The sequence below is a fragment of the Streptomyces sp. SP17BM10 genome, assembly GCF_036322405.1.
In the GTDB taxonomy this organism is placed as follows: Bacteria; Actinomycetota; Actinomycetes; order Streptomycetales; family Streptomycetaceae; genus Kitasatospora.
The window spans coordinates 271385-297113 of sequence record NZ_JAQYXB010000684.1 but is presented as its reverse complement, the minus strand read 5'-3'; the positions used below and the strand labels follow the sequence as shown (position 1 = coordinate 297113).

The 25729-nt window shown below is 72.8% G+C and carries 28 protein-coding genes and 1 riboswitch; of the genes, 19 read left to right on the top strand and 9 right to left on the bottom strand.

Going from position 1 to position 25729, the window contains the following annotated elements; all coding sequences use genetic code 11:
- The first annotated feature begins 13 nt into the window (after positions 1-13).
- The 5 genes from PUR71_RS40470 (at position 14) to PUR71_RS40450 (ending at position 3725) form a co-directional block, all read left to right on the top strand.
- A complete protein-coding gene (locus PUR71_RS40470; protein WP_329932301.1) occupies positions 14-454 on the top strand; it encodes a nuclear transport factor 2 family protein in 441 nt (146 codons plus the stop codon).
- A gap of 248 nt (positions 455-702) precedes the next feature.
- On the top strand, positions 703-1062 hold the full coding sequence (gene folB, locus PUR71_RS40465; RefSeq protein WP_329932371.1) for a dihydroneopterin aldolase: 360 nt from the start codon (positions 703-705) through the stop codon (positions 1060-1062).
- 118 nt (positions 1063-1180) lie between these two features.
- A complete protein-coding gene (folK, locus tag PUR71_RS40460) occupies positions 1181-1780 on the top strand; it encodes a 2-amino-4-hydroxy-6-hydroxymethyldihydropteridine diphosphokinase (RefSeq protein WP_329932300.1) in 600 nt (199 codons plus the stop codon).
- 170 nt (positions 1781-1950) lie between these two features.
- Positions 1951-2439: a DUF3180 domain-containing protein gene (locus PUR71_RS40455; RefSeq protein WP_329932299.1), complete on the top strand. Its 489-nt coding sequence runs from the start codon at positions 1951-1953 to the stop codon at positions 2437-2439.
- A 122-nt stretch (positions 2440-2561) separates the two neighbouring features.
- Entirely contained in the window at positions 2562-3725 is a 1164-nt protein-coding gene (locus PUR71_RS40450) for a hypothetical protein (RefSeq protein ID WP_329932298.1), read from the top strand.
- A 96-nt stretch (positions 3726-3821) separates the two neighbouring features.
- Here PUR71_RS40450 and PUR71_RS40445 read toward each other — a convergent pair whose 3' ends face one another.
- Together PUR71_RS40445 and PUR71_RS40440 are read right to left on the bottom strand one after the other, a co-directional pair.
- Positions 3822-4397 (bottom strand): TerD family protein, encoded by a 576-nt coding sequence (locus tag PUR71_RS40445; protein ID WP_329932297.1) that lies wholly within the window; start codon positions 4395-4397, stop codon positions 3822-3824.
- A 123-nt stretch (positions 4398-4520) separates the two neighbouring features.
- Positions 4521-5009: a hypothetical protein gene (locus tag PUR71_RS40440; RefSeq protein WP_329932296.1), complete on the bottom strand. Its 489-nt coding sequence runs from the start codon at positions 5007-5009 to the stop codon at positions 4521-4523.
- Positions 5010-5085: 76 nt separating this feature from the next.
- Between PUR71_RS40440 and arfB the strand changes: the two genes are divergently transcribed.
- Positions 5086-5517: an alternative ribosome rescue aminoacyl-tRNA hydrolase ArfB gene (gene arfB / locus PUR71_RS40435; protein ID WP_329932295.1), complete on the top strand. Its 432-nt coding sequence runs from the start codon at positions 5086-5088 to the stop codon at positions 5515-5517.
- A 46-nt stretch (positions 5518-5563) separates the two neighbouring features.
- On the opposite strand, the gene PUR71_RS40430 is transcribed toward arfB, so the two are convergent.
- A complete protein-coding gene (locus PUR71_RS40430) occupies positions 5564-6100 on the bottom strand; it encodes a flavin reductase family protein (RefSeq protein ID WP_443077753.1) in 537 nt (178 codons plus the stop codon).
- A 363-nt stretch (positions 6101-6463) separates the two neighbouring features.
- On the opposite strand from PUR71_RS40430, the gene PUR71_RS40425 reads away from it, so the two are divergent.
- Both PUR71_RS40425 and PUR71_RS40420 read left to right on the top strand, forming a co-directional pair.
- The gene (locus tag PUR71_RS40425; protein WP_329932293.1) at positions 6464-8446 is read left to right on the top strand and encodes a diguanylate cyclase domain-containing protein; all 1983 of its coding nucleotides are present in this window, start codon (positions 6464-6466) and stop codon (positions 8444-8446) included.
- Between the two features lie 148 nt (positions 8447-8594).
- The gene (locus tag PUR71_RS40420) at positions 8595-9605 is read left to right on the top strand and encodes a hypothetical protein (RefSeq protein ID WP_329932292.1); all 1011 of its coding nucleotides are present in this window, start codon (positions 8595-8597) and stop codon (positions 9603-9605) included.
- A 97-nt stretch (positions 9606-9702) separates the two neighbouring features.
- Here the strand turns inward: PUR71_RS40420 and nagA are convergent, their stop codons facing one another.
- Together nagA and PUR71_RS40410 are read right to left on the bottom strand one after the other, a co-directional pair.
- Positions 9703-10899, bottom strand: a complete 1197-nt coding sequence (nagA, locus tag PUR71_RS40415) for an N-acetylglucosamine-6-phosphate deacetylase (RefSeq protein WP_329932291.1) — start codon at positions 10897-10899, stop codon at positions 9703-9705.
- 211 nt (positions 10900-11110) lie between these two features.
- Positions 11111-12106: an ROK family protein gene (locus PUR71_RS40410; RefSeq protein ID WP_329932290.1), complete on the bottom strand. Its 996-nt coding sequence runs from the start codon at positions 12104-12106 to the stop codon at positions 11111-11113.
- A gap of 314 nt (positions 12107-12420) precedes the next feature.
- Between PUR71_RS40410 and PUR71_RS40405 the strand changes: the two genes are divergently transcribed.
- Positions 12421-13701 (top strand): extracellular solute-binding protein, encoded by a 1281-nt coding sequence (locus PUR71_RS40405; RefSeq protein WP_329932289.1) that lies wholly within the window; start codon positions 12421-12423, stop codon positions 13699-13701.
- Between the two features lie 19 nt (positions 13702-13720).
- On the opposite strand, the gene PUR71_RS40400 is transcribed toward PUR71_RS40405, so the two are convergent.
- On the bottom strand, positions 13721-14071 hold the full coding sequence (locus PUR71_RS40400) for a cupin domain-containing protein (protein WP_329932288.1): 351 nt from the start codon (positions 14069-14071) through the stop codon (positions 13721-13723).
- A 99-nt stretch (positions 14072-14170) separates the two neighbouring features.
- Here PUR71_RS40400 and PUR71_RS40395 point away from each other — a divergent pair, with 99 nt between their 5' ends.
- Positions 14171-14398, top strand: coding sequence for a DUF3263 domain-containing protein (locus tag PUR71_RS40395; protein ID WP_329932287.1), 228 nt, complete (start codon positions 14171-14173; stop codon positions 14396-14398).
- A gap of 52 nt (positions 14399-14450) precedes the next feature.
- A complete protein-coding gene (otsB, locus tag PUR71_RS40390; RefSeq protein ID WP_329932286.1) occupies positions 14451-15290 on the top strand; it encodes a trehalose-phosphatase in 840 nt (279 codons plus the stop codon).
- On the opposite strand, the gene PUR71_RS40385 is transcribed toward otsB, so the two are convergent.
- Both PUR71_RS40385 and PUR71_RS40380 read right to left on the bottom strand, forming a co-directional pair.
- The gene (locus tag PUR71_RS40385) at positions 15277-16758 is read right to left on the bottom strand and encodes an alpha,alpha-trehalose-phosphate synthase (UDP-forming) (RefSeq protein ID WP_329932285.1); all 1482 of its coding nucleotides are present in this window, start codon (positions 16756-16758) and stop codon (positions 15277-15279) included. The genes otsB and PUR71_RS40385 overlap by 14 nt on opposite strands.
- 38 nt (positions 16759-16796) lie before the next feature.
- Entirely contained in the window at positions 16797-17816 is a 1020-nt protein-coding gene (locus PUR71_RS40380; RefSeq protein ID WP_329932284.1) for a glucosyl-3-phosphoglycerate synthase, read from the bottom strand.
- Positions 17817-17958: 142 nt separating this feature from the next.
- Positions 17959-18092, top strand: a riboswitch (SAM riboswitch).
- Between the two features lie 17 nt (positions 18093-18109).
- Between PUR71_RS40380 and thrC the strand changes: the two genes are divergently transcribed.
- The 5 genes from thrC to PUR71_RS40355 all read left to right on the top strand — a co-directional run bounded on the left by thrC (position 18110) and on the right by PUR71_RS40355 (position 22824).
- Positions 18110-19405 (top strand): threonine synthase, encoded by a 1296-nt coding sequence (gene thrC, locus PUR71_RS40375; protein ID WP_329932283.1) that lies wholly within the window; start codon positions 18110-18112, stop codon positions 19403-19405.
- Positions 19406-19429: 24 nt separating this feature from the next.
- A complete protein-coding gene (locus tag PUR71_RS40370; RefSeq protein ID WP_329932282.1) occupies positions 19430-19708 on the top strand; it encodes a ubiquitin-like small modifier protein 1 in 279 nt (92 codons plus the stop codon).
- Positions 19709-20251: 543 nt separating this feature from the next.
- Complete coding sequence (locus PUR71_RS40365) at positions 20252-20452, top strand: cold-shock protein (RefSeq protein WP_153461112.1); 201 nt, start codon at positions 20252-20254, stop codon at positions 20450-20452.
- 310 nt (positions 20453-20762) lie between these two features.
- Positions 20763-22382, top strand: coding sequence for a chaperonin GroEL (gene groL, locus PUR71_RS40360; RefSeq protein WP_329932281.1), 1620 nt, complete (start codon positions 20763-20765; stop codon positions 22380-22382).
- A gap of 91 nt (positions 22383-22473) precedes the next feature.
- A complete protein-coding gene (locus PUR71_RS40355; protein ID WP_329932280.1) occupies positions 22474-22824 on the top strand; it encodes a hypothetical protein in 351 nt (116 codons plus the stop codon).
- Here the strand turns inward: PUR71_RS40355 and PUR71_RS40350 are convergent.
- Positions 22821-23456, bottom strand: coding sequence for an HD domain-containing protein (locus tag PUR71_RS40350; RefSeq protein ID WP_329932279.1), 636 nt, complete (start codon positions 23454-23456; stop codon positions 22821-22823). The genes PUR71_RS40355 and PUR71_RS40350 overlap by 4 nt on opposite strands.
- A gap of 88 nt (positions 23457-23544) precedes the next feature.
- On the opposite strand from PUR71_RS40350, the gene PUR71_RS40345 reads away from it, so the two are divergent.
- The 3 genes from PUR71_RS40345 (at position 23545) to PUR71_RS40335 (ending at position 25663) form a co-directional block, all read left to right on the top strand.
- Positions 23545-23928, top strand: coding sequence for a PadR family transcriptional regulator (locus tag PUR71_RS40345; RefSeq protein ID WP_329932278.1), 384 nt, complete (start codon positions 23545-23547; stop codon positions 23926-23928).
- On the top strand, positions 23925-24899 hold the full coding sequence (locus PUR71_RS40340) for a hypothetical protein (RefSeq protein WP_329932277.1): 975 nt from the start codon (positions 23925-23927) through the stop codon (positions 24897-24899). Before PUR71_RS40345 ends, PUR71_RS40340 begins: the two co-directional genes overlap by 4 nt.
- A 77-nt stretch (positions 24900-24976) precedes the next feature.
- The gene (locus PUR71_RS40335) at positions 24977-25663 is read left to right on the top strand and encodes a copper homeostasis protein CutC (protein WP_329932276.1); all 687 of its coding nucleotides are present in this window, start codon (positions 24977-24979) and stop codon (positions 25661-25663) included.
- Positions 25664-25729 lie beyond the last annotated feature (66 nt).

The window sequence follows — 25729 nt, the reverse complement described above, 5'->3', positions numbered from 1 at the left end:
GCGCGAGGCGGACGTGGAGGCCGTGCTCGCGGCGAACCGGGCGCTCTACGAGGCGCTGGAGCGCGGGGACCTGGAAGCGGTCGAGGACGCCTGGCTGGGCGCGGCGGACGCCGATGACAAGGGCGGCGTGGTGTGCGTGCACCCGGGCTGGCCGGTGCTGCGCGGCCGGGCCCAGGTGACCCGGTCGTACATGCTGATCATGATGAACACCGAGTACATCCAGTTCTTCCTGACCGATGTCGAGGCCGAGGTGCACGGTGATGTGGCCCTTGTCACGTGCACCGAGAACATCCTGTCCGGTGGTGAGGCCGAGGAGGAGGGAGAACTCGGTCCGCTGGTCGGCGGAAAGGTCGTCTCGACGAATCTCTTCCGGCGAACCCCGGCCGGGTGGAAACTCTGGTCGCACCACGGTTCGCCCGTGCTGACCAGCGGAGACGAGGACGACGAGGACTGAACCGGCGGACCGCGGGAAATCGCCGCCGGAGCGTCGCCCGGGAATTTCGAAGTGGTCACCGAACGTTCACGTCAATCGCCGAATCGGCGTGCGTGGCGACGGTTCGTGCCGGGTAGGACGGTCAGACGTTGTCTGTGCCCGCAGGTAGATTCGAAACGGAGTGGCGGGCCGGCCGCCCGCCTTCGCCCTGCTCGTCCGTGCCTCTTCCTCGGGCGGGGCCCGTCCGACTGGGAGCAGTGATTCGTTTGCTGGACCGCGTCACCCTGCGGGGTCTGCGAGCCCGGGGCCACCACGGCGTCTTCGAGCGAGAGCGCGTCGAGGGCCAGACCTTCGTGGTCGACCTCGTGCTGTACCTGGACACCCGCCCCGCCGCGTCCGGCGACGACCTGACCCGCACGGCGCACTACGGGATCGTGGCCGAGGAGGTCACCGCGATCATCGCCGGGGAGCCGGTCGACCTGATCGAGACCCTGGCGCAGCGCATCGCCGACCAGTGCCTCAAGCACGACGCGGTGGAGGAGGTCGAGGTGACCGTCCACAAGCCGGACGCCCCGATCACCGTGCCGTTCGACGACGTGACCGTGACCATCCACCGGACGCGCGCATGACCACAGCCGTGCGCCCGGTATCCGATGCAGAGGAAGTTCACATGAGCGAGCCAAGCGAGCGAATCATGGAAAGGCGCGCGTGGGCGAGTGCTCCTGCCGGGCGAAGCGGGGCGGGCGCATGAGCACCAGCGACCCGACCGCCTCGCCGAGCACGTTCGACCTGGAGAGCCGGGTGGACTCGGCCGACACGACCCTGCACAGCCAGCGCTGCGCGGTGGTCGCCCTCGGCAGCAACCTGGGCAACCGGCTGGACACCCTGCAGGGTGCCGTGGACGCCCTCGCCGACACCCCCGGGCTGCGGATCAAGGCCGTCTCCGCGGTCTACGAGACCGAGGCCGTCGGCGGGCCGGACGAGCAGCCCACCTACTACAACGCGGTCGTCGTGCTGCGGACCTCGCTGCCGCCGCGCGACCTGCTGGAGCGCGGCAACGCGATCGAGGACGCCTTCGGGCGCGTGCGGACCGTCCGCTGGGGCCCGCGCACCCTGGACGTCGACATCCTGGCGTACGAGGGCGTCGTCAGCGACGACCCGCAGCTGCTGCTGCCGCACCCGCGCTCGCACGAGCGGGCCTTCGTGCTGGCGCCGTGGCTGGACGCCCAGCCCGACGCCGAGGTGCCCGGGTACGGGCAGGTCTCCGTCCTGCTGGAGAAGCTCGGCGGCCCGGACGCGCAGGGCGTGCGCCGGCGGGACGACATCCGCCTGACGCTGCCGGAGTAGCGGTTCGGGGGCCCGGTGGCCGGGGAACTCGGGTGCGGGCCCGGCCGTCCGAGTAGGTGTCCGCCGTCCGTGCGGGTGTCCGCCCGGCCGGGCCCGGTACGGTGGCCTGGCGCCGCCGCACCGGGCTCCCGGGCGGCCGTCTCTGGTACCCCGGGAAGGACCTCCTCCGCGTGAAGCTGCTTCGCCTCCGCCTGCTGATCGGCATCACCGCCGCAACGACGGCGCTGTCCTGGGCCGGCGCCAAGCTGTGGGCCTCCCTGGACACCCTGCCGGCCGTGCCGGCGGCGGCGCCGGTGGTGCTGGCCGCGGTGGCGGTGATCCTCCTGGCGACCACGATCTCGCTGCGGGGCCGGCTGAAGGCGGTGCGGGAGCGGCACCCCGGCGCGAAGCGGGTCGATCCGCTGCTCGCCGCCCGGGCCGTGGTGCTCGGGCAGGCCAGCGCGCTCGTGTCGGCCGTGGTCACCGGCATCTACGCGGGGGCGGGCATCTACCTGCTCGGCGAGCTGGACGTGTCGGCGCGCAAGGACCAGGCCGTGACGGCCGGCCTCGCGGTGCTCGCGGGCGCCGCGGTGATCGCGACGGCGCTCTGGCTCCAGCACGTGTGCAAGCTGCCGGAGAACCACGACGACCCGGGGGGTCCGGCGGCCTCGCACCACTGAGCTGCGCAGGTGTCGTGATCTTGAGTGAAGTGCCGGGCACGTGCGGTAAATCTTGCACAGTGTCAAGGGTCAAAGCGGACCCTGGGCTGACACGGCCCCAATTCGCACGCTAGTTTCTTGGCATGTCTCGCGGACGCCACCGTCATTCCTCCGTCCTCGGCCGGGTCTTTCCCCCCACCGCTGCCGGCGTGCTCCTCGTCGCCGCTCTGGCCGCTCTGCTCTTCAGTCAGGACACCATCCTGGTCCGCTCGGTGGGTGTCGCGGCGGTCTCCGCGACGCTCGGTTTCGCGGTCCTGCTGAAGCAGCGCGACAAGGCGGCCCGGGCCGCGGCCGAGACGTCCGTCGCGCAGCGGCTGCGGGCCGAGGAGCGCTTCGAGGAGCAGCTCGCCGAGGCCGAGTACGCGGCCGAGGTCGCGGAGGAGCGGGCCACCCGGTTCGGGCGGCGGCTGACCGCGGAGAAGTCGCGCCTGGCGAAGGCCGAGACCGAGATCGCCCGCCTGCTGCGCGAGCGGGCCGTGATGGTCGCCGAGCAGGCGCTCAAGGAGGCCGAGGCGGCCCAGCGGGCGCTGGCCGCGAGCCGTCCGAAGTACCCGGCCAGCCCGGCCGCGTTCGTCCGCGCAGCCGCCGTGCTGCGGCTGCTGGAGCGGCGCGCGCGGGCCCAGGAGGAGCAGCGCGAGCGCTCGGCGGGCGCGGAGGTCGCGCTGCGGGCGCGGACGGCTCCGGTCGCCTCGACGCGGGTCACGCAGGCCCCGGCGCCCGCGAATCAGGTTTCCGCCGTGCCCGTCCCCGCGGTGCCGGCCCCGGTGGCCCCGTCCGTCCCGACCCCGGCTCAGGCGCCGCAGCAGGCTCCGGCGGCGACCCCGGTGAAGGCGGCTCCGGTGCGGCCCGTGCTCACCGCCACGGTGGGCCAGCTGGGCGGTGCGCCGGCCGCGCCCGCGGTGCCGGCCGAGCGGCAGCGTCCCCGCCCGGGGCAGTCCGGGCAGGCGCGCGGACAGGGCTTCAGCTTCTTCGGCCGCAGCCCGGGTGCCGCGGTGCGGGCGGCGGCCCCGGCGCCGTCGGTCGGCAGCGTCGCCGAGCTGAACGAGCGGACGGACCTGGCGGACGTGGTGGGCGACGAGGCGGTGGCCGAGAAGGCGCTGGCCGAGGCCCAGGAGGCGCAGGAGGCCCGTGGGGCCCGCGACGCCGCGGGCGCCGCGCCGGAGCAGGCCGAGCCGACCGTCGTCGACCTGACGCCGGAGGAGGAGACGGAGCTGATCCAGCTCCCGGAGCTGCGCGCCTCGCGCTGACGCCCCGCGCTCACGCCCCTCGAACGCGACCGCGGCGCGGAACACCGGACCGACCGGTGTTCCGCGCCGCGGCGTTTCGGGGCCCCGGCCCCGGCGTCAGATCTGGACGCCGAAGTCCTGGGCGATGCCGGCCAGGCCCGAGGCGTAGCCCTGGCCGACGGCGCGGAACTTCCACTCGCCGTTGTTGCGGTAGAGCTCGCCGAAGATCATCGCGGTCTCGGTCGCGGCGTCCTCGGAGAGGTCGTAGCGGGCGAGCTCGGCGCCGCCGGCCGCGTTCACCACGCGGATGTAGGCGTTGCGGACCTGGCCGAAGTTCTGGCCGCGGGCGACGCCGTCGTAGATGGTGACCGGGAAGGTGATCCGCGCGGCGTCGGCGGGCAGGGCGGCCAGGTTGACGTTGATCGACTCGTCGTCGCCCGCGCCCTCGCCGGTGCGGTTGTCACCGGTGTGCACGACGGAGTTGTCCGGCGTGCTGGTGTTGTTGAAGAAGACGAAGTGGCCGTTGGACAGCACCTTGCCGTCCGCGTTCAGGACGATGGCGCTGGCGTCGAGGTCGAATTCGGCGCCGGTGGTGGTGCGGACGTCCCAGCCCAGGCCGACGGAGACCGCGGACAGGCCGGGGGCCTCCTTGGTCAGCGAGACGTTGCCGCCCTTGGAGAGGCTCACTGGCATGGTGATTGCTGTCCCTTCGTTCGCTTTTCCCGGGACAACGCGAACGTCCGGCGGATTGGTTCCATGGCGTCCGCTCATTCCGCGAGCATGTCAAATTCGGGCAAAGCGCGGGCAATGCCGGAATCAGATCCGCCGGAATCGGCCCTGGAGCGACCAGATGGTGGGGTTGTCGGCCAGGTCGGGGTGCATGTCGAACAGGTCGGCGAGGGTGTCCTGGAGGAAGTCCCGCGCCTCGCGGCGCAGGTCGCCGTGGCGCACCACCGCGGGCGGCTCGTCGGGCAGCCAGGTGGCGCTGACCTCGACCCAGTTGAAGCGGCGGGCGAAGCGCAGCAGCTCGGTGTTCTGGGTGAAGTCGAGGTCGGCGCTCTGGACGCGGGCGGCCCGGCCGCCGGCCGGGTCGCGGTCCAGCTCCTCGGCGATGTCGCACAGCGCCCACGCGAAGTCGAGCACGGGGACCCAGCCCCAGGCGGTCGAGAGCTCCGCGCCCTCGGCGTCCAGGTAGACGTCGCCGCAGAAGAGGTCGTACCGCAGGGCGTGCACGGAGGCGGTGCGGTAGTCGGTCTGCGGGGGGTCGGGGAAGCGGTTGGAGAGGGAGTAGCCGAGCTCGATCACACCGCCATTGTCGTGGCTCGGGAGGCGTGCCGGATAACCGGGTGACCGGGCGGGCCGGGCGCGGGATGATGGGCGCATGCCCGAGCCCATCCGCGTACGGGGGTCGGTGGTCGTCCCCGACGCCGAGCTCGTCTGGCGCTTCTCCCGTTCCTCCGGCCCCGGTGGCCAGCACGTGAACACCTCCGACAGCAAGGTCGAGCTGCGCTACGACGTGGCCGCGTCGAAGGCGCTTCCCGAGGTGTGGCGCGAGCGCGCCCTGGAGCGGCTGGCGGGCCGGCTGGTGGACGGCCGGGTGCTGGTGGTCCAGGCCTCTGAGTTCCGCTCGCAGTGGCGCAACCGGGAGGCGGCCGCGGCCCGGCTGGCCGCGGTGCTGACCGAGGCCTGTGCGCCGCCGCCGAAGACCCGCCGGGCGACGAGGCCCAGCCGCGGGATGGTCGAGCGGCGGCTGTACAGCAAGCGGCACCGCTCCGAGCTGAAGGAGGGGCGGCGCTCGCCGCGCTCGGAGTAGTCGCCTTCGGGGGTGGCCGTCCCCCGGGGGGCGTCGCCGCGCTGGCTCAGCCGAGCGTGCGGTAGCCGCCGCGGAAGTAGAGCAGGGGCCGGCCGCCGGGGTCGGGGACGACGGCCTCCAGGACGCGGCCGATCAGCAGTGTGTGGTCGCCCGCGGGTATCCGCTGTTCGGTGCGGCACTCGACGGTGGCCAGCGCGCCCTCGATCAGCGGGGCACCGGTGACCGGGCCGCGGTGGTGCGGGGTGTCGGCGAACAGCAGCCGGTCGCTGAGCCGGCCCTTCATGGCGAAGCGCGAGCCGGTCGTCTTCTGGTCCTCGGTCAGCACCGAGACCGCCCAGGTGTCCACGCGGGCGAGGACCTCGTCCATCCGGGAGTCCTCGCGGACCGAGATCAGCACCAGCGGCGGCTCCAGCGACACGGACAGGAAGGACGTGGCGGTCATGCCGATGTCCTCGCCGTCCTCGGGGTCGTGGACGGTCACCAGGCTCACCCCGGCGGCGAGCTGGGAGAGTGCGGCCCGGAACTCGTCGGGCGTGGCGTGGGCGGCAGCTTCGGGCTGCGGGGACGGGTACACGTACCGCACGGTAGCTGGCGGCCGCGGGTCGCGACATCGGGCCGTGGTCGTAGGACCACCGGCGCAGGGTGAGGGCCGGGACCGGCGTCCGCACTCACCCCCAGGGGTGAAGCAAAGGGCCTGCCGGGCGAGAGGCGGCTTCAGCGCGCGGGCAATGCGGTCGACCACGATAAATGTTCCGATAGCGCTTTATGTCCCGCTATGGGACGGATGAGCTGATTAAGGGCGCATTAGTGTCGTGTGATTTAAGTCACAAGTGGCGGCCTATTGCTGACCGAGCGTGCCGAACGCTGTGCTCCCTGTGATTCAGTTCTTCTGGCAATCGGACGATAACCAATCAAGAACTATCCGAAGCAGCCGGGGAGCCCCCGCATGGAAGCCGAGTCGGAGCCGTACGTCCGTCTCGCGACCCTCCGCACCTTGCACCGGGTCGTGGCGGACCTCAACGCTGCCCGCAGCCTGGCGGGCACGCTGCAGGCCGTCGTCGAGGGTGCGGTCCACGGGCTCGGATTCGACGCCGCCGCGGTGAGCCTGGTGCGGCCCGACGGCGACCTCGTGGTGGCGGCCGTCTGGGAGCTGGAGGAGAGCGCCATGGGCGGCCCCTCCGTGCTGCTCGGCCAGGTCGGCTCCCGCGAGTCCTGGGACCGGCTGCTCGGCGTCAGCGACCACTGGGGCACGCTGCGCTTCCTGCCGTACGACCGCGGCTGGGCCGTCGCCAGCGACATCCCGCGCTGGATCGGGGACGGCCCGATGCCCGTCTACGCCAACGACTGGCACCCGGCCGACGGACTGCTCGCCCCCATGTACAGCGCCGGCGGCGACCTGCTCGGCGTCCTGTCCGTGGACCGCCCGCGCAGCGGCAAACGGCCCGGCGCCTGGACCCGCGAGGCGCTGGAGATGTTCTCGCTCCAGGCCTCGATCGCGATCGGCAACGCCCGCCTGCGGGCCGAGATGCAGCGCGCGCTGGCCCGCCTGGAGAAGGAGCAGCAGGCCCTGCGGGCGAGCGAGGAAAGCTTCCGCCAGGCCTTCGAGTACGCACCGAGCGGCATGGCCATCACGGAACTGTGCGGCCCCGGGCGCGGCCAGCTGACCAGGGTCAACGACGCGCTCTGCCGTCTGCTCGGCCGACCACGCGCGGTGCTGCGCCAGCAGAGCTTCGTCGATCTCGTCCACCCCGACGACCGCGCCCTGCTGGAGCGCACCAGCGCGGAGAGCGGGCGGGCCGAGCTCCGGCTCTCCCGGCGGGACGGCGGCTACCAGTGGGTGTGCCTGCGCAACTCGGTCGTGGCGGACGCCGCCGAGGGCCCCAGCTTCCTGCTCACCCACGTCGAGGACATCGAGGACCGCAAGCGCCACGAGCTCCAGCTCGCCCACCGGGCCAGCCACGACGCGCTCACCGGCCTGCCCAACGGCGCCGAGCTGAAGGCCCGGCTGGCCCGCCGACTGTGCGCCGAGCCGCAGACCGTCGGCGCGGTCGCGGGCCCCGCGGAGGCGGCCTTCCCACAGCCGTACGGCGGCTACCAGGCCGACTCCTACAGCGCGCACACCGCGTACGACGGGCTGGAGGGGGCCGAGCCGTACGCCGGGGCGGTGCACACCTACGGCGCGCCGGACGAGAGCCTGCCGGCGGGGCTCGGGGCGGCGGGGGTCGGTGCGGCCGGGCTCGGGGCCACGGGGGTCGGTTCCGCGGGACTCGGGACGACGGGGTTCGGGACGGCGGGCTTCGGGACGGCGGACGGGGCTCTGCCGGTCGGGTACGAGACCACGGGGTACGACGTCGCGGGGTACGAGGCGGCGGGCTACGGGGCCGCCGGGTTCGGTACCGGCTACCCGGAGCACGTGCACGCGGTGGTCCCGGCCGAGTACGGACCGGGCACGGAGGCGTGGTCCGGCGCGTTGCGCCCCGGCGCGGGCGGCGGCGCGGTGGTGGACAAGGGGCTCGCGGTGCTCTTCTGCGATCTCGACGGTTTCAAGTCCATCAACGACCGGTTCGGCCACAACGCGGGCGACGCCGTCCTGGTCGAGGTCGCGCGGCGGCTGAGCCAGGCGGTGCGGGACGGCGACACGGTGGCCCGGCTCGGCGGCGACGAGTTCGTGGTGCTGGCCGACGGCATCGGCCGCGAGGAGGCCAAGGACCTCGCCCACCGGCTGCGCAACGCCATCATCCCGCCGATGCGGATCGACGGACGGGCGATGCGGGTGGGCGTGAGCCTCGGAATCGGCTGGGCCGGCTGCGGGATGAGCATCGAGGAAGTCCTGCACACGGCGGACGAGCGGATGTACGACGAGAAGCGGGCCAGGGGCGGCGCCGTGCGCGGGGCCAGGGGCGAGCGCTCGCACCGCAGGGCGGGCTGAACCCGGCCCGCAGCGGCCCAGGTCACCGGCGGGTTGTCAAGCCCTCGTTCCGGGCGGCCGCGTCGGGCAGGTAGGGTTCCCCGGTGACGAGAGCGTCCATGACCTGCGCCGGGGGCCCTCCAGCCCGGTGGCGCGAACGATGGGGGAGTTGACCACCGTGACGACCGCCGGCAACAACGGAGCGCCCGAGGGCCCGGGGGGCGGTGCCCCACAGGAAGACGACCCCTTCGGCTACCTCTACCGCCCGGCCGACGGTTCCTCCGGGCAGTCGGCCGAGCCGCAGCAGGGCGTGCCGCGCACGCCGTACAGCCGCCCGATGGAGGTCGGCCGCGCCCAGTACGGGCAGCAGCAGCCCTACCCTCCGCGCGCGCCGCAGCAGCCGCAGTACTTCCAGCAGGGAGGGGCCCAGCACCAGGCCCCCGGCCAGCCGTACCCGCAGCAGTACGGGCAGCAGCCCGACTACGGCAGCGTGCCCACCCAGCAGACCCGCTACGCCGAGCACTCCCGCCCGCAGCCCGGTGACGACCGCCAGGGCAGCAGCGGCCGGAGCAAGGGAGCGGTGATCGGTGCGGTCGCGGTGGTCGCGGCGATCGCGATCGGCGCCGGGATCGCGCTGTCCACCGGCGACCCGGGCGACGACAAGAAGACCGCCAAGGGCGGCCAGCAGGTCACCGCCTCGGCGGCGCCCAGCACGACCGGCTCCGGCACCCCGTCCGGGAGCTCCTCCGCCTCGGCCTCCCCGAGCGCCTCCGCCGCCGGCGGCCCGGTGACGGTGGACGCGGGTCAGCTCCAGGCCCAGAACGCGCCCTCCGGAAACGCCGTCAAGGGCGCCAAGTCCGCGGACGGCGGCTACCTGACGCTCCAGCCGGGCGGTTCGGTGAGCTGGACCGGTGAGGTGGCCGCGGCCGGCACCTACAAGCTGACCGTGCACTTCAACAACGCCGGCGGTGACGTGCGGGGTGCGGCCTCGGTCAACGGCAAGGACTGGCCGAGCGGACTGGCCTTCAAGAACTACTCGCCCGGCAAGGACCCGGCGTCCTCGTGGTACTCCACCTGGATACTGCCGCAGCTCCAGGCCGGTGCGAACACCATCACGATGACCGTGCCGTCCGGCGGGCCGATCCTGGTCGACCAGATCACGGTGGAGCCGAGCAGCTGACCGGCTGACGACGCTCTGGTCCGTGCCCGTACGCGAGCGGCCGCCCGTCCCCGGTGTCGGGGAGGGCGGCCGTCGGCGTTCCGTCAGGCGGGTCCGGTCAGGCCGGCTTGACGGTGGTGAACCGGTCACCGCCGACGACCCACTCGCCGCGGCGCATGACCGCGACGAGGTCGTGGGTGGCGGAGTCGAGCACGACCAGGTCGGCGTACTTGCCGGTTTCGAGCGAGCCGACCGAGTCCGAGAGACCGAGCAGCCGGGCCGGCGTCGTGCACAGCGACTGGACGGCCTGGCCGAGCGTCAGGCCGTTGACGGTGACCGAGCGCTTGAACGCGACGTCCAGGGTGAGCGTCGAGCCGGCGATCGAACCGCCCTCGACCAGCCGGGCCACGCCGTCCGTGACCTCGACCTGGAGCGGGCCGAGGGGGTAGAGGCCGTCGCCCATGCCGGCGGCGCCCATGGCGTCGGTGATCAGGGCGACGCGTTCGGCGCCGGCGGTGCCGTAGGCGAGGTCGAGGACGGACGGGTGCAGGTGGACGCCGTCGTTGATGAGTTCGACGGTGACGCGTTCGTCTTCCAGCAGGGCGACGATGGGGCCGGGGGCGCGGTGGGCGATCGCCGGCATCGCGTTGAACAGGTGGGTGGCGACGCTCGCGCCGGCCTCGATGGCTTCGAGCGTGGTGGGGTAGTCGGAGTCGGTGTGGCCGACGGCGGCGATGATGCCGAGGTCGGCGAGCATCCGTACGGAGTCGAGGCCGCCGGGGAGTTCGGGGGCGAGGGTGACCATCCTGGCGTGGCCGCGGGCGGCGTCGACGAGTTTGCGCACCAGCGCCGGGTCCGGGTCGCGCAGCAGGTCGGGGCGGTGGGCGCCGCAGCGGTTGCGGGAGATGAAGGGGCCCTCGAAGTGGATGCCGGCGAGCACGCCGTCCTCGACGAGTTCGGAGAGGACGGCCGCCTGACGGGCGACCTCGTCGATCTCGCCGGTGACGGTCGAGGCGATCGTGGTCGTGGTGCCGTGTTCGAGGTGGGTGCGGGCGGCGAGCAGGGCCTCTTCGGCGATGCCGGAGGCGTAGGAGGCTCCGCCGCCGCCGTGGACGTGCAGGTCGACGAAGCCCGGGACCACGGTGTGCCCGGTCAGGTCGAGGTCACCCGGCTCGGCCCCGCCGCCACCCGCCCCACCCGTGATGGCGGCGATCCTCGCGCCCTCGACGGCGATCCGATCGCCCTCGACCACCCCGCCGGGCAGGACCAGCCGGGCGCCGGCCAGTGCGGTACGGTCACGCTCCGCGGCAGTCACGCGGTCACCTCCATCTGTCGGGACGGGCGTCCCGGGTTCTCGAATGCGCTGGGCGCGGGCAGGCCGCTGTGGTCGGTGACCCGGCCCCGGGCGGCGGTCGGCGTCCGGGGGCCGTGAGGGCGCGGGGGCCTCGCCGGCCTGTGCGTGCGGGCCGGTCCGGGTGCTCCCGCTTGCCGAGCATGAGGCCTCGGGGACCGGGTGGGGAGCCCCCTCACGGGCGCGGGGGGTGGGTTTCGGCGAGCAGGTCCCAGGCGAGGAGACCGGCTCCCAGCGACGCCGCGGTGTCCTTCAGCATCGCCGGGACGACCTCCGGGGGCATCTGGAAGGTCAGGCGCTCGGTGATGGCCGCCCGCAGCGGGGTGAAGAGCGTGTCGCCGGCCTCGGCCAGCCCGCCGCCGACGATCACCGTGGAGGGGTCGAGCAGGCTCTGGGCGAGCACGATGCCGTCCGCCAGGGCGTCGACGGCGCCCTGCCAGAGCGCGAGCGCGCGGTCGTCCCCGGCGTCCACCGCGGCGGCGCAGGATGCCGCGTCGGCGTCGGGGTCGCCGCTGGCCGCGGCCCAGGCCCGGGAGACGGCGGAGGCCGAGGCCAGCGTCTCCAGGCAGCCGCGGGCGCCGCAGCCGCACTGCGGGCCGCCCGGGCGCACCACGACGTGGCCGATCTCGCCGCCGTAGCCGTGGGCTCCGGCCTCGATCCGGCCGTCGATGCCGATGGCCCCGGCGATGCCCGTGCCCAGCGCGATGAACAGGAAGCGGTCGACGCCCCGGCCGGCGCCGATCCGGCCCTCGGCGAGGCCGCCGGAGCGCACGTCGTGGCCGAGGGCGACGGGGATCGGGGCGCTGTCGGTGCCGCCTGCGCGGCCTGCGCTGCCGCCGGGTGCGGGCGCCGGGGTCGCGAGGCGCTCGCCGAGGAGCTTGCGCAGCGGCAGGTCGCGCCAGCCGAGGTTGGCGGAGTAGACCGCGATGCCGTTCTTCTCGTCGATCGTGCCGGGCACGGCCACGCCGGCCGCGAGCGGAGCGACGCCGAAGCGGTCGCGGCCGACGGTTGCCAGGTCGGCGGCGAAGTCGAGGATGGCGGCGACGACGGCGTCCGTGCCGTGCTCCCGCCCGGTCGGTCGGCGTGCCTCGAACAGCACGGAGCCGTCCTGGGCGAGCAGCGCGGCCTTCATGCCGGTGCCGCCTACATCGAGTGCGATGACGTGCTTCACGGGGGACAGTTTCCCTTGGCCGGGTCGAAGAGGTCTAGTCCAGTTGTCGGATTGGTCTGGTCCATGTGGGGTGAGCTTTGTCGCAGAAGCAGGCGGTGTGCGGGGCTTTGTGGGGACGGACGGGTGGGATCCGGACAGCGGTGGGCAGGTGGATTCGTTGCGCATCGTGCAATGACGTCCGCACTTCGATAACTACTTGCCGGACACAGGGCAGAGGTATGGACCACTGTGGGGTCGGTTTGGCAGTGTTGCGCCTCCCCCCTGCCGGAATTACCCCTCCGGTCGCATTTCTCCCCCCGAAGGCGGTACCCGCGTTGAACAGGCGCGCCCACGTTCCCACCCGTGTGCTCGGCACCGCACTGGCCGGAGCCCTGGTGCTCTCCGCGGTCAGCGCCTGCGGCGGGCAGGGCGACGGGCCCGTCACCATCCGGCTGGTCGCCGCAGACTACGGCGAGAACGCCGACACCGGCTCCAAGCTGTACTGGGACGAGGTCGTGCGCGGCTTCGAGGCGCAGAACCCCGGCATCAAGGTCGACGTCGACGTCGAGAGCTGGACCGACATCGGCAGGAAGGTCGACGACCTGATCTCGTCCGGCAAGTCGCCCGACCTCCTGCAGACCGGCGGCTTCGCCGACCAGGTCGCGGCGGGCCGACTGTACCCGGCGGCGGACGTGCTCTCGCTGGACACCCAGTCCAAGTTCATGGACTCCTTCGCCCACGCCGGGCAGGTGCTCGGCACGCAGTACGGGATTCCCTTCGTCTCCTCCTCGCGCGTGCTCTTCTACAACAAGGCGCTCTTCAAGCAGGCCGGAATCAGCCAGCCGCCGGCCACCTGGAGCGAACTGCGGCAGGACGCCGAGAAGATCAAGGCCAAGGCGCCCGGCGTCACCCCGTACGGCCTCCCGCTCGGGCCCGAGGAGGCACCGGCCGAGTCCATGCTGTGGACGCTGAGCGGCGGCGGCCTGCTCTCCGACGACGTCGGCAACTACACGATCGACAGCGCCCAGAACCAGGCCACCTTCAGCTGGCTCAAGAGCAACCTCGTGAGCACCGGGCTGACCTACCCCGAGCCGGGCAAGATGAACCGCACCCCGGTGTTCCAGGACTTCGCGTCCGGGAAGGTCGCCATGCTCAACGGCCACCCGACGCTGCTGCGGATGGCCACCGCCGGGAACGTCGACTTCGGGACGGCCCCGATCCCCAGGAAGGACGGCCTCGGCAAGACCGGAAGCCTCGGCGTCGCGGACTGGATGATGGCCTTCAAGGCCAACGGGCACAAGGACCAGATCAAGAAGTTCCTGTCCTTCGTCTTCATGCGGGAGAACCAGCTCAAGTTCGACGAGCGGTACAACCTCCTGCCGGTGACCCAGGACGCCTTCGGCCAGATGTCCTCGGACCCGAAGCACGCGGACCTCAGGCAGTTCGCCACCGGGCTGACCAACGCCAGCTTCTACCCGTTCGGCGACCCGGCCTGGGCGGACGTGAGCAACCGGATCAAGGCCGGGATCGGCGACGCCGTCACCGGCGACCCGAAGCAGGTGCTCACCGGGCTGCAGGACGCCGCGGTCAAGGAAGCGGCCCGGCTTCGGAAGTGAGGCCGGGCCGGGGCCGTCTTCAGGGGAGCGTGATCGCGTACGCCTTCCTGAGGGTCTCGTGGACGGTCCAGGTGGTGCGGTCCCCGGATCGGAGGACGGCGCAGTCGCCCGGGCCGACGTGCAGCGTCGGGCCGCCGTCGATCTCGATGGTGGCCCGGCCGCTCAGCACCACGAACATCTCGTCGGCCTCGGTGTCCGTGACCACCCCCGGAGTGATCTGCCAGATGCCGCGCAGCTGCCGGCCGTCGGCGGACTCGTGCAGGACCCTTCCGGTGACCACCGGGGTGCCCTCGACGATCTGCGCGGGGTCCAGGGCCTCGGGGGCCAGGTCGGCGTCGGGGACGTGGACGGTGAAGCTCGACTCGATCATGACGAGGACGTTAGTCGGGGCGCTCGGGCGGGGGAGGGCGCAGAGTGTGTCCTGAGGGCGTCCGACAATGACACGTCGTAGGTCGTGGGAGGTGTCATCGTGGGTGAGCTGAGCGAGCGGGACCGGGCGGTGCTGGAGCTCGAAGGGCGTCAGTGGCGTACGGCGGGGGCCAAGGAGCGGGCGATCCGGGAGGAGCTGGGGATCTCCAGCACCCGGTACTACCAGGTGCTGAACGCGCTGCTGGACCGGCCGGAGGCTTTGGCGCACGCGCCGGTGCTGGTGAACCGGTTGCGGCGGGTGAGGGATGCGCGGCGCGCGGCTCGGTGAGGGTCGGCTCCGGGGTGGGTGGGTCCGTGCGGGTTGGGGGTAGGGGGACGGCATGGGCTTTGATGAGAAGTGGGTGCCGGTGACCGAGGCCGGGCGGGACGGGGTTCGGGGGATCCTCGCCGCGCCCGGTGACGCTGTGGTCGCTCTGGACTTCGACGGGACTCTCGCGCCGATCGTCTCGGATCCCTCGCGGGCTCGGGCGCATCCGGGGGTGCGGGGGGCGCTGGAGGCTCTGGCGGCGCGGGTGAAGGCCGTTGTCGTCGTCACCGGGCGGCCGGCTGCTCTCGCTGTCGAGTACGGGGGGTTGGCCGGTCTTCCCGGTGTCGTGGTGCTCGGGCATTACGGGGCCGAGCGTTGGGAGGCGGGTGAGCTCTCGGCGCCCGACGTGCATCCGGGGGTGGCCGCGGTGCGGGAGGCCCTGCCCGGGGTGTTGGCCTCGGTGGGGGCGCCCGAGGGGACGTGGGTCGAGGACAAGGGGCGCTCGCTGGCCGTGCACACGCGGCGTACGGAGGTGCCGCAGGAGGCGCTGGAGTCGCTCCGCGGGCCGGTCGCCGGTCTGGCGGCGGAGCACGGGCTGGTGGTGGAGCCCGGGCGGCTGGTTTTCGAGCTCCGGCCTCCGGGCGTGGACAAGGGCGCCGCGTTGACCGGGTTCCTGAGGGAGGTCGGAGCTCGGGTCGTGCTCTATGCGGGGGATGATTTGGGGGACATCGCGGCCTTCGCCGCCGTCGAGAAGCTGCGCGGGGAGGGCCTCGCGGGTCTTCTCGTGTGCAGCGGCGCCGTGGGGGACGAGCCGGTGCGGGAGCTCGCCGACCGGGCTGACCTGGTGGTGCCCGGGCCGGCGGGCGTGGTGGAACTGCTGACGGATCTGGGCGGGGCGATCAGAGCGCGTTGAGCTGGTCCAGGAACCACTGCTGGGGCGGGAGCGCGGTGGCCGCCGCGGCCAGGCGCTTGGTGCGGTCGGCGCGCTCCTCGTCGGGCATGGTGAGACCCGCGTGGAGGGCGTCGGCCGTCTCGATGACGTCGTACGGGTTCACGCTGATCGCGTCCTCGGCCAGTTCGCTGTGGGCGCCGGCCTCGCGGGACAGGACGAGCGCGCAGCCGTTGTCGGAGACCACCGGGACTTCCTTGGCCACCAGGTTCATGCCGTCCCGGATGGGGTTCACCAGGGCGACGTCGGCCAGCCGGTAGGCGGCGAGCGAGCGCGGGAAGTCGTCGTCGACGTGCAGGATCAGCGGCTGCCAGGTGGGGGTGGCGAATTCGGTGCCGATCGCTTCGGCGAGCTCCTGGACCTGGGCGGTGTAGTTCCGGTATTCGGCCAGGTCGGTCCGGGACGGGTAGGCGAAGGCGATGTGCACCACGCGGTCGTGCCACTCCGGGCGCGTGCGCAGGAGGTGGCGGTAGGCGAGCAGGCCCCGGACGATGTTCTTGCTCAGTTCGGTGCGGTCGACCCGGACGATCGTGCGTCGGTCGCCCACGGCCTCGCGCAGGGCGGCGAGGCGCTCGTCGACGTCGGGGCGGTGGGCGCGCTCTCGCAGGAAGTCGGCGTCGGCGCCCAGGGCGTGAACGCCCAGCTGGGTCGTGTGGTCGATGGGGGTGCCCCCGGCCGACGGCTGGGGGAAGGTGACGGTGAGGGCGTCGTGGTCGACGGTCGCGTGCAGGATCTCCTCGCAGCAGGCGGCGAAGGCCCGGGCCCAGCGTTCGGTGAGGAAGCCCGCCCGGTCGGCGCCGAGGATGCCGATGAGGACGGCCCTGGCCACGTCGTCCGGGAGGAGGCGGAAGTACTCGGGCGGGGCCCACGGGGTGTGGGAGAAGTGGCCGATGCGCAGGTCGGGGCGGGCCGCGCGGAGCAGGGCCGGGGTGAGGGACAGGTGGTAGTCCTGCACCAGGACGGCGGCGTTCGGGGCGGCCTCGGCCGCGAGGGCGTCCGCGAAGGCGCGGTTGTACGTCTCGTAGGCGGCCCACTCGGTGCGGAAGCCGGCGTCGAAGACGGGGGCGGTGGGCGTGGCGTAGAGCAGGTGGTTGACGAACCAGAGGGTCGAGTTGGCGACGCCGTTGTAGGCGCGGGCGAAGGTCTCCGGGTCGATGTCCAGCATCCGGACGGCCTGTCCGCCGACGTCGTGGCCGGCCAGGTCGAGGCGCCCGTACGGGGCTTCCCGGGCGGCCCGGCGGTCCGCGTCGCCCAGGGCGGCGCACACCCAGACGGCGTTCGGGTCGTCGATCGCGGAGAGGCCGGAGACCAGGCCCCCACCGCCGCGTTTGAGGGTCAGCGTGCCGTCGTCCGCGGTGCCGAAGGAGACCGGTCCGCGGTTGGAAGCCACCAGCACGGTCGCGCTCGAACGTTCGGTCGTGAGATCGCCCATGGTTGGTACGTTGCCGGGGGTCCGGGTCGGCAAACGTTTCAGTGGCGGGTCGCGTACTCGGGGACGGTGTGCATCGGGGGGCGTTCCAGGGCCGTCACGGGGTGGGTGTGGCCGGTGAACGCGCGGGTCTCCGGGTCGCGGGTGAACTGGGTGAGCAGCGGGTGGACGAGGTCGGCCGAGGCCTTGAGCCGGTGGGCGCGGTCGAGGCGTTCGAGCGCGGTGCGGTAGATGGTGGCGGCCATCCGGCCGAGGGCCTGGCCGTCCTGGTGGCGGTGGTGGCGGACGCCGACGTCCACCTGGGCCAGGGCGTCGAGCCCGACCAGGTCCAGCGCGTCGACCAGGAGGCCGAGCTCGACGCCGTAGCCGGTGGGGAACGGGAGCCGTTCGAGCAGTGCGCGGCGGGCCGCGTACTCGCCGCCCAGCGGCTGGACGAAACCGGCGAGTTCCGGCCAGTGCAGGTTGAGGAGGGGACGGGCGACGAGCTCGGTCACCCGGCCGCCGCCGGCCGGGAAGACGGCGTCCGGGTCGCCGGCGGAGCCCCTGACTTCGAGCGGGCGGTCGTACATGGCCTTGACCAGCTGGATGTCCGGCTCGGTGAGCAGCGGGCCGACGGTGCCGGAGACGAAGGCGGGGTCGAACTCGCGCAGGTCCGCGTCGACGAAGCAGACGATGTCGCCCCGGGTGACCAGCAGCGAGCGCCACAGCACCTCGCCCTTGCCGGGCACGGCGGGCAGCCGGGGCAGGATCTCGTCGCGCGGCACGACCCGGGCGCCGGCCGCGGCGGCCACGGCGGCGGTGTCGTCGGCCGACCCCGAGTCGACGACGACGAGTTCGTCGACCAGGGGGAGGCGCTCCATCAGCTCGCGCCGGATCGTGCGGACGATGTCGCCGACGGTGGCCGCCTCGTCGAGGGCGGGCAGGACGACGCTGACGGTGTGGCCGGTGCGGCGCTTGGCCGCGAGGAGGGTGTCGACCGGCCGGTCGGCCGCGCTCCACGAGCGGCGGCCCAGCCAGGAGGCCGCCTGCGGGAGGAGTGCGGGGATCGGTTCGGCGGGCACGGGACTCTCCTCGGCGGATCGGGGTGGAACGGGCCATCTCGCGTGGCGGACGGCCCCTTTCGGGCCCGGCGCCTTCGGATACAGTCTTCGTACAGCGGTCGGACCTTCGCACGCCGGGGTCGCCGCTGACGACAACTTCACATGCTCATCCAGAGGGACTGAGGGAACGGCCCGTTGACGTCCCGGCAACCTTCTCGCGCGGCCGGCCACCAGGCCCCGGCGGGACAGGTGCCAATTCCGGCCCGTGGTGCGCCCGCACCCCGGGGAAGATGAGGAGAGAGGCCTCCGCCATCATGGCTATCACCGCGACATCCGCGTTCGACGCCGCACCCGCATCCGTGGATCTCGGCCCCGCCACCGCCCTGTCCTGTCGGGAGTGCGGCACCCGCTTCCCGCTCGGTCCGAGCTTCGCCTGCCTGGAGTGCTTCGGGCCGCTGGAGATCGCGTACGAGTTCGGTGGTGAGGCCGCCGAGGAGCTGCGCAAGCGGATCGAGGCCGGGCCCGCGTCGATCTGGCGTTACGCGCCGCTGCTGCCGGTGCCCGCCGACGTCGCCTCCAAGCCGAACCTGAACCCGGGCTGGACCCCGCTGGTCAAGGCGGACAACCTCGGGCGGGAGCTGGGCTTCACGGCCCCGCTGCACGTGAAGGACGACTCGGGCAACCCCACGCACTCGTTCAAGGACCGCGTGGTGGCCTGCGCCATCGAGGCCGCGCGCGCCTTCGGCTACACCACGCTGTCCTGCTCGTCGACCGGCAACCTGGCCGGCGCGGTCGGCGCCGCGGCGGCCAGGGCCGGGTTCCGCTCGTGCGTGTTCATCCCGCACGACCTGGAGCAGGGCAAGGTCGTCATGGCCGGGGTGTACGGCGGCGAACTGGTCGGCATCGAGGGCAACTACGACGACGTGAACCGCTTCTGCTCGGAGCTGATCGGCGACCCGGCTGGCGAGGGCTGGGGCTTCGTCAACGTCAACCTCCGCCCGTACTACGGCGAGGGCTCCAAGACGCTCGCGTACGAGATCTGCGAGCAGCTCGGCTGGCGGCTGCCGGAGCAGATCGTCATCCCGATCGCCTCGGGCTCGCAGCTCACGAAGATCGACAAGGGCCTGCAGGAGCTGATCAGGCTCGGACTGGTCGAGGACCGGCCGTACAAGGTCTTCGGCGCCCAGGCCGCGGGCTGCTCGCCGGTCTCCGCGGCCTTCAAGGCCGGCCGGGACGTGATCAAGCCGGTGAAGCCGGACACCATCGCCAAGTCGCTGGCGATCGGCAACCCGGCGGACGGCCCGTACGTGCTGGACATCGCGCGGCGCACCGGCGGCGCGGTCGAGGACGTCACCGACGCCGAGGTGGTGGCCGCCATCCGGCTGCTGGCCCGCACCGAGGGCATCTTCGCCGAGACCGCGGGCGGGGTGACCGTCGGCGTGCTCAAGAAGCTGGTCGAGACCGGGCAGCTGGATCCGGCCAAGGAGACCGTCGCGATCAACACCGGTGACGGCCTCAAGACCCTGGACGCCGTCGCCGATGCGGGGATGACCGCGGTCATCCGCCCGACGCTGGAGTCCTTCCGCAGCGCCGGCCTCGCGTCCGCCTGATTCCCCCCACGAGGAGAGCCACCCATGAGCGCCACCGTCCGCATCCCCACCATCCTGCGCACCTACACCGGCGGGGCCGCCGAGGTCACCGCCGACGGCGGGACCCTGGGCGATGTCATCGCCGACCTGGAGAAGAACCACGCGGGCATCTCCGCGCGCATCCTGGACGACACCGGCAAGCTGCGCCGTTTCGTGAACGTGTACGTGAACGACGACGACGTGCGATTCGCCGAGGGCCTCGCGACCGAGATCAAGGACGGCGCCAGCGTCTCGATCATTCCGGCGGTGGCCGGCGGCTGCTGAGCCGCGCCCCGCGCCGACCGGCCGCCCCCGCGCACGGAATTCCGCATTCCGTGCGCGGGGGCGGCCGCTCGCATTTCGGCGGGAATGTTTCCCGGTCGAGTGGGAGTAGAGTGTCGCTCGGCCGGGAACAGGGGTCCCCCTCCCCCTCCCCGTGCGAACCGCCGCTCCGCCGTCCGTCCGTTGAGACCGCCCGGGGACCGGGCCGGGAAACGTGTCACGCGGATGTCAGAATTCACCAGGGGATTTGCGCATTCCGTCCGCTATGTCCGGCGCGAATTGCGGAGTTCCTTCCGATTCGGCCCGGCCTGTCCCTTGACGCGGACCCGGAATTCACCGCGGAGGACCCTGTTGCAGAGGGCGTCGATCCGGATACATTCAGCCGCGGTCGACGCAATCACCCGCCCACCGGATGTCGTTCGGGGCGGTTGGTCGCGGCGTGCACGGCTGCGCCCAGGGGGGGTTCCCCGGGCCGGCCTTCAAACCAACCCGGGCCCGCGACCTGCGGGACCGTGAAGGGTCAGCACAGCACTAGGGGAGTTCGGAATGGCTCAGGGCACCGTCAAGTGGTTCAACGCGGAGAAGGGCTACGGCTTCATCGCGGTCGACGGTGGTGCGGACGTCTTCGTCCACTACAGCGCGATCCAGATGGACGGCTACCGCACCCTCGAGGAGGGCCAGCGGGTCGAGTTCGAGATCTCCCAGGGACAGAAGGGCCCGCAGGCGGACATGGTCCGCGCGGTCTGACCCCTTCCGGCTCCAGGAGCTCGGCGCGGCCCACGGCTGACGACCACTCGCTTCTCGACGGGCCCGTGCGACACGCGTCGCACGGGCCCGTCGGCGTTCCCGCGGCGGCCCCCGGCTTGGCGATTGGGCTTGCACTCGACCACCCGGAGTGCTAATCATTGGCGTTAGCACTCAAAGCTTGAGAGTGACAGCGGACCGGGTCGGTGAGGCCCTGGGAGCGGTAGGGGAATAGACCCCCGCACACCTTGGCCGTCCGTCGCGGGCACCCCTTGGTCCGAGCAGTCGACCGTGTCCCGGAGGACCACTTCAGATGGCCAAGATCATCGCCTTTGATGAGGAAGCTCGCCGCGGCCTTGAGCGTGGCATGAACCAGCTCGCCGACGCAGTGAAGGTCACGCTCGGCCCCAAGGGTCGCAACGTCGTGCTGGAGAAGAAGTGGGGCGCCCCCACGATCACCAACGACGGTGTCTCCATCGCCAAGGAGATCGAGCTCGAGGACCCGTACGAGAAGATCGGCGCGGAGCTCGTCAAGGAGGTCGCCAAGAAGACGGACGACGTCGCGGGTGACGGCACCACCACCGCCACCGTGCTCGCCCAGGCCCTGGTTCGCGAGGGTCTGCGCAACGTCGCCGCCGGCGCCAACCCGATGGCCCTGAAGCGCGGCATCGAGAAGGCCGTCGCCGCCGTCTCGGACCAGCTCCTGGCCCAGGCCACCGACGTGGAGACCAAGGAGCAGATCGCCTCCACCGCCTCCATCTCGGCCGCTGACACCCAGATCGGCGAGCTCATCGCCGAGGCCATGGACAAGGTCGGCAAGGAAGGCGTCATCACCGTCGAGGAGAGCAACACCTTCGGCCTGGAGCTCGAGCTCACCGAGGGCATGCGCTTCGACAAGGGCTACATCTCCGCCTACTTCGCCACCGACCTGGAGCGCATGGAGGCGACCTTCGAGGACCCGTACATCCTCATCGCCAACTCCAAGATCGGCGGCATCAAGGACCTGCTCCCGCTGCTGGAGAAGGTCATGCAGAGCGGCAAGCCGCTCGTCATCATCGCCGAGGACGTCGAGGGCGAGGCCCTCTCGACCCTGATCGTCAACAAGATCAAGGGCGTCTTCAAGTCCGTCGCCGTCAAGGCCCCGGGCTTCGGTGACCGCCGCAAGGCCATGCTCCAGGACATCGCCACCCTCACCGGCGGCACCGTGATCTCCGAGGAGGTCGGCCTGAAGCTGGAGAACGCCGGTCTGGACCTCCTGGGCGGCGCCCGCAAGGTCGTCATCACCAAGGACGAGACCACGATCGTCGACGGTGCCGGCGACAGCGAGATGGTCGCGGGCCGCGTGAACCAGATCCGCGCCGAGATCGAGAACAGCGACTCGGACTACGACCGCGAGAAGCTCCAGGAGCGCCTCGCCAAGCTGGCCGGCGGCGTGGCCGTCATCAAGGCCGGCGCGGCCACCGAGGTGGAGCTCAAGGAGCGCAAGCACCGCATCGAGGACGCCGTCCGCAACGCCAAGGCCGCCGTCGAGGAGGGCATCGTCGCCGGTGGTGGCGTCGCCCTGCTGCAGGCCGGTGTCGCGTTCGACAAGCTGGAGCTGGACGGCGACGAGGCCACCGGTGCCAACATCGTCCGCGTGGCGCTGGAGGCCCCGATCAAGCAGATCGCGACCAACGCCGGCCTCGAGGGCGGCGTCGTGGTGGAGAAGGTGCGCAACCTCCCCGCCGGTCACGGCCTGAACGCCGCCACCAACGAGTACGTCGACCTGATCGCCGCCGGCATCATCGACCCGGCCAAGGTGACGCGCTCGGCGCTGCAGAACGCCGCCTCGATCGCGGCTCTGTTCCTCACCACCGAGGCCGTCATCGCCGACAAGCCGGAGAAGGCCGCGGCCCCGGCCGGCGGCATGCCGGGCGGTGACATGGACTTCTGATCCTGGTCGCACGACCGGATCGGTGTTCCGATCGCGTGGGCGGTTCCCTCCGGGGAGCCGCCCACGCGGCGTTGTTTGGGAGAATCGACGGATGGCTGACATCGAGACCGCCCTGCACGAGGCCCGTGCGCAGATCCTCGCCGACCTCACCGCGCGGGACGTGGCGGACGCCGCCGTCGTCTCGCTCGTGGAGCAGGCCGTGACCCACCGGCGGTGGTGGCTGGAGCAGTGGCCGGACGGCACCGAGTACGTGCTCGGGCTGGTCGCCCAGGACGTCCAGGACGCGCTGCTGGAGGCGTACGGGCGCTGGCCGCTGTGCACCGCCTGCGCGGCCGACGGGGACCCGCACGCGCTGAGCGTGGAGCCGGAGCTGGGGCCGGAGCCGCACTGGGTGTGCGGCAAGCAGGGCGCCGTCGTCGCGCCGGTGGGGAAGCTGGACTAGTTTTCGAGCGCTCCGAGTTCGGCCGCCAGGTTCGAGCGTGCGGCCGCGGTGAAGCGCTCGCGGGCGGTGGGGGTGCGGTAGAGCGCGGGCAGGGCGAGGAGCCGGCGCAGCACGGCCGCGCGACCCGCCCGGAAGTCCGGCTCGGGCACGAAGCCGTACTCCTCGCGGACGGCGGCCGCGTACGCCGCGTACGCCTCGGGGGCGCCGCCGAGCACGGCGAGGTCCGCGTCGCACAGCACCTCGCCGTCGCGGTCGCCCGGGGCGGGGTCGTGGGTGACGGTGAGCAGGACGAGGCGTTCGACCTCGGCCGTCCGGTCGGCGGGCAGGCCCGCGGCGGTCAGGGCCCGGACGGCGAGCGCGGCGCTGCGCTCCTCGTTCTCGGTGCGGTCGGGCCGGTAGACGGCGTCGTGGAACCAGGCGGCGAGGCGGACGGCGTCCGGGTCCGCGGCGTGCGCGGCGAGGGCGTCGACGTGCCGCAGGACCGCGCCCAGGTGGTCGGCGGTGTGGTACCGCCGCTGCGGCTCGGCCCAGCGGCGCAGCAGCTCCCGCCCGTACGGCTCGGGGTCGGCGGTGGTGTCGCAGCGGTGCAGCAGGGCGGTCCAGTCGGCGAGCAGGTCCTCGGTGTTCGGCATGGGCGCCATTGTGCTGGTCGTGTAACGGACGCGTCTTCGGTGGGACCGGTGCTGGACCTATATGCCGGTTGACGATATATGTAGACGCATGACAGAACGCTCGATGCAGGAGCCGACGCTGCTGCTGCTCACCGCACTGGCCGACGCGCCCAGGCACGGTTACGCGCTCATCCAGGAGATCTCCGAGATCTCCGACGGCCGGGTGAAGATGCGCACCGGCACCCTCTACGGCGCCCTCGACCGCCTGCTCCAGCAGGGCCTGATCGAGGTCGCCGCCGAGGAGATCGTGGACGGCCGGGCCCGCCGCACGTACGCGCTGACCGGCTCCGGCCGCACGGCGCTCGCCACCGAGGCCGAGCGGCTGCGGACGGTCGCGGCCGAGGCGGAGCGCCGGCTGGCGACCGTCCGCTCGGCGCTGAAGGGGAAGCCCGGGCCCGAGGGGCGGGCGCTGATGAGGGGGATCTTCGCATGACCACACCGACGATCGGGGCGCCCGCGGGCGTGCTGCGGGCCGCTCTCCAGCTGTACCCGTCCCGCTACCGCCGGGAGCGCGGCGACGAGATGACCGCGGTCTTCGCCGACGCCACGGCCGAGGCCGACCGCGCGGCCGTCGCCCGGGAGGTCTTCGACCTCGCCGCGTACGGGCTCCGCCTGCGGCTCGGGCTGACCGGCTCCGGGATGCTCGGACGGGTGCTCGCGCTCGCCGCACCGATGGTGGCCGGCGCGCTGGCCGGCTCCGGGCTGGTGCCGTGGGTCACCGACCCGGACGGCGCCTCCTTCCGGCTCACCTGGGACCACTCGTACACCACGTGGGCCACGACGCTCGCGCCGCCGGTGACCGCGCTGCTGCTCGCGATCGCATCGGTGCTCGGGCGGTGGACGGCCGTGCGCGTCATCGCCTCGGTCCAGGCGGTGCTCGGACTGGGCGTCCTGGCGCAGGCGTTCACCGGACCGTCGTTCATCGACCTGTGGTGGGCCGGGTACGTCGGCATGGCGACCATGCCGGCCGCGCTGGCGGCGGCATTGCTGCTCGCGGCGCCCACGGAACTGCTGCCGAGGGCGAACTGGCGCACCCGCGGCATGGTGCTGGCCTCGATCGCCGGGGGTGCGGGCCTGGTGTGGCTCCAGCGCTGGGACGACACGACCTTCCCGCTGGACGCCCAGTGGTTCGCGCTGCTGCTGATCGTGCCGGTGCTGCTGACCTTCACCGCGCTGCGCGGCAAGGAACTGCCGGCCGCCCTCGGTGTCGCGGTGCTGTCGCTGACGACGTTCGCGAGCCTGTTCAACATCTGGCGCGAGGCTCATGGGATCTCCCAGCTGCTGCCGGTCGCGGTGCCGGCGATCGGGCTGATGGTCATCGTCGCGGTGGCGATGCACAGGATCGGGCGGGGCGGCACGGGCGGCCCCGGCGGCGATGCCGAGGAGGAGCGCGCCGTGGCGTGAGCCCGGAGTCGGTCGCCGGGGGCCGGAAGCGGGTGGCGGTCTCGTCGGGGGTGGGCGGATGTGGCAGGCTATCGGATATGTCTAGACCAATTTTCGAAGTCATCGCGCTGACGCCCCAGGACGCCCAGGCCGCCGAGTCGGGCGGCGCCGACCGGCTCGAACTGGTCACGGACATGGCCGCCGACGGACTCTCCCCGTCCGTCGAGGACTTCGCCCGGATCCGGGCCGCCGTCGAGCTGCCGCTGCGCGTCATGCTCCGCCTCCGGGACGGCTTCGCACCGGGCGACCTGGACGCGCTGCGCGTCCGGGCCGCCGGGCTCCGCGCCGAGGGGGCCGAGGAGTTCGTCCTCGGCTTCCTCGACGCGGACGGCGCCGTCGACCTCGCCGCCACCGCGGCCGTCGCGGACGCGGTGGCCGGCTGCCGCTGGACCTTCCACCGGGCGATCGACCACAGCGCCGACCGGGCCGCCGTCCGCGCGGCCGTCGGCGCACTGCCCGGCCTGGACACCTTCCTCACCTCGGGCGCGCCCGGCGGCGTGGCCGCCGGGCGCGAGGTGCTCCTCGCGGAACTGGCCAGGAAGGGCGAGGCCGGCTACGGCCAGCGGATCCTGATCGGCGGCGGCCTGCGGGCCGAGCACGTGCCGGGGCTGCGGGCCGCCGGGTTCGACGCCTTCCACGTCGGCGGCGCGGTCCGCGCCGACGGGTGGCACACCCCGGTCGACGCGGCGAAGGTCGCCGAGTGGCGGGCCCTGATCGACGGCTGAGCGTGGAAGCGCCGACAGCGGCCGACCGGTGTCCGTCGCGCGGGAGGGGCCGGTCCGGATGCGGGC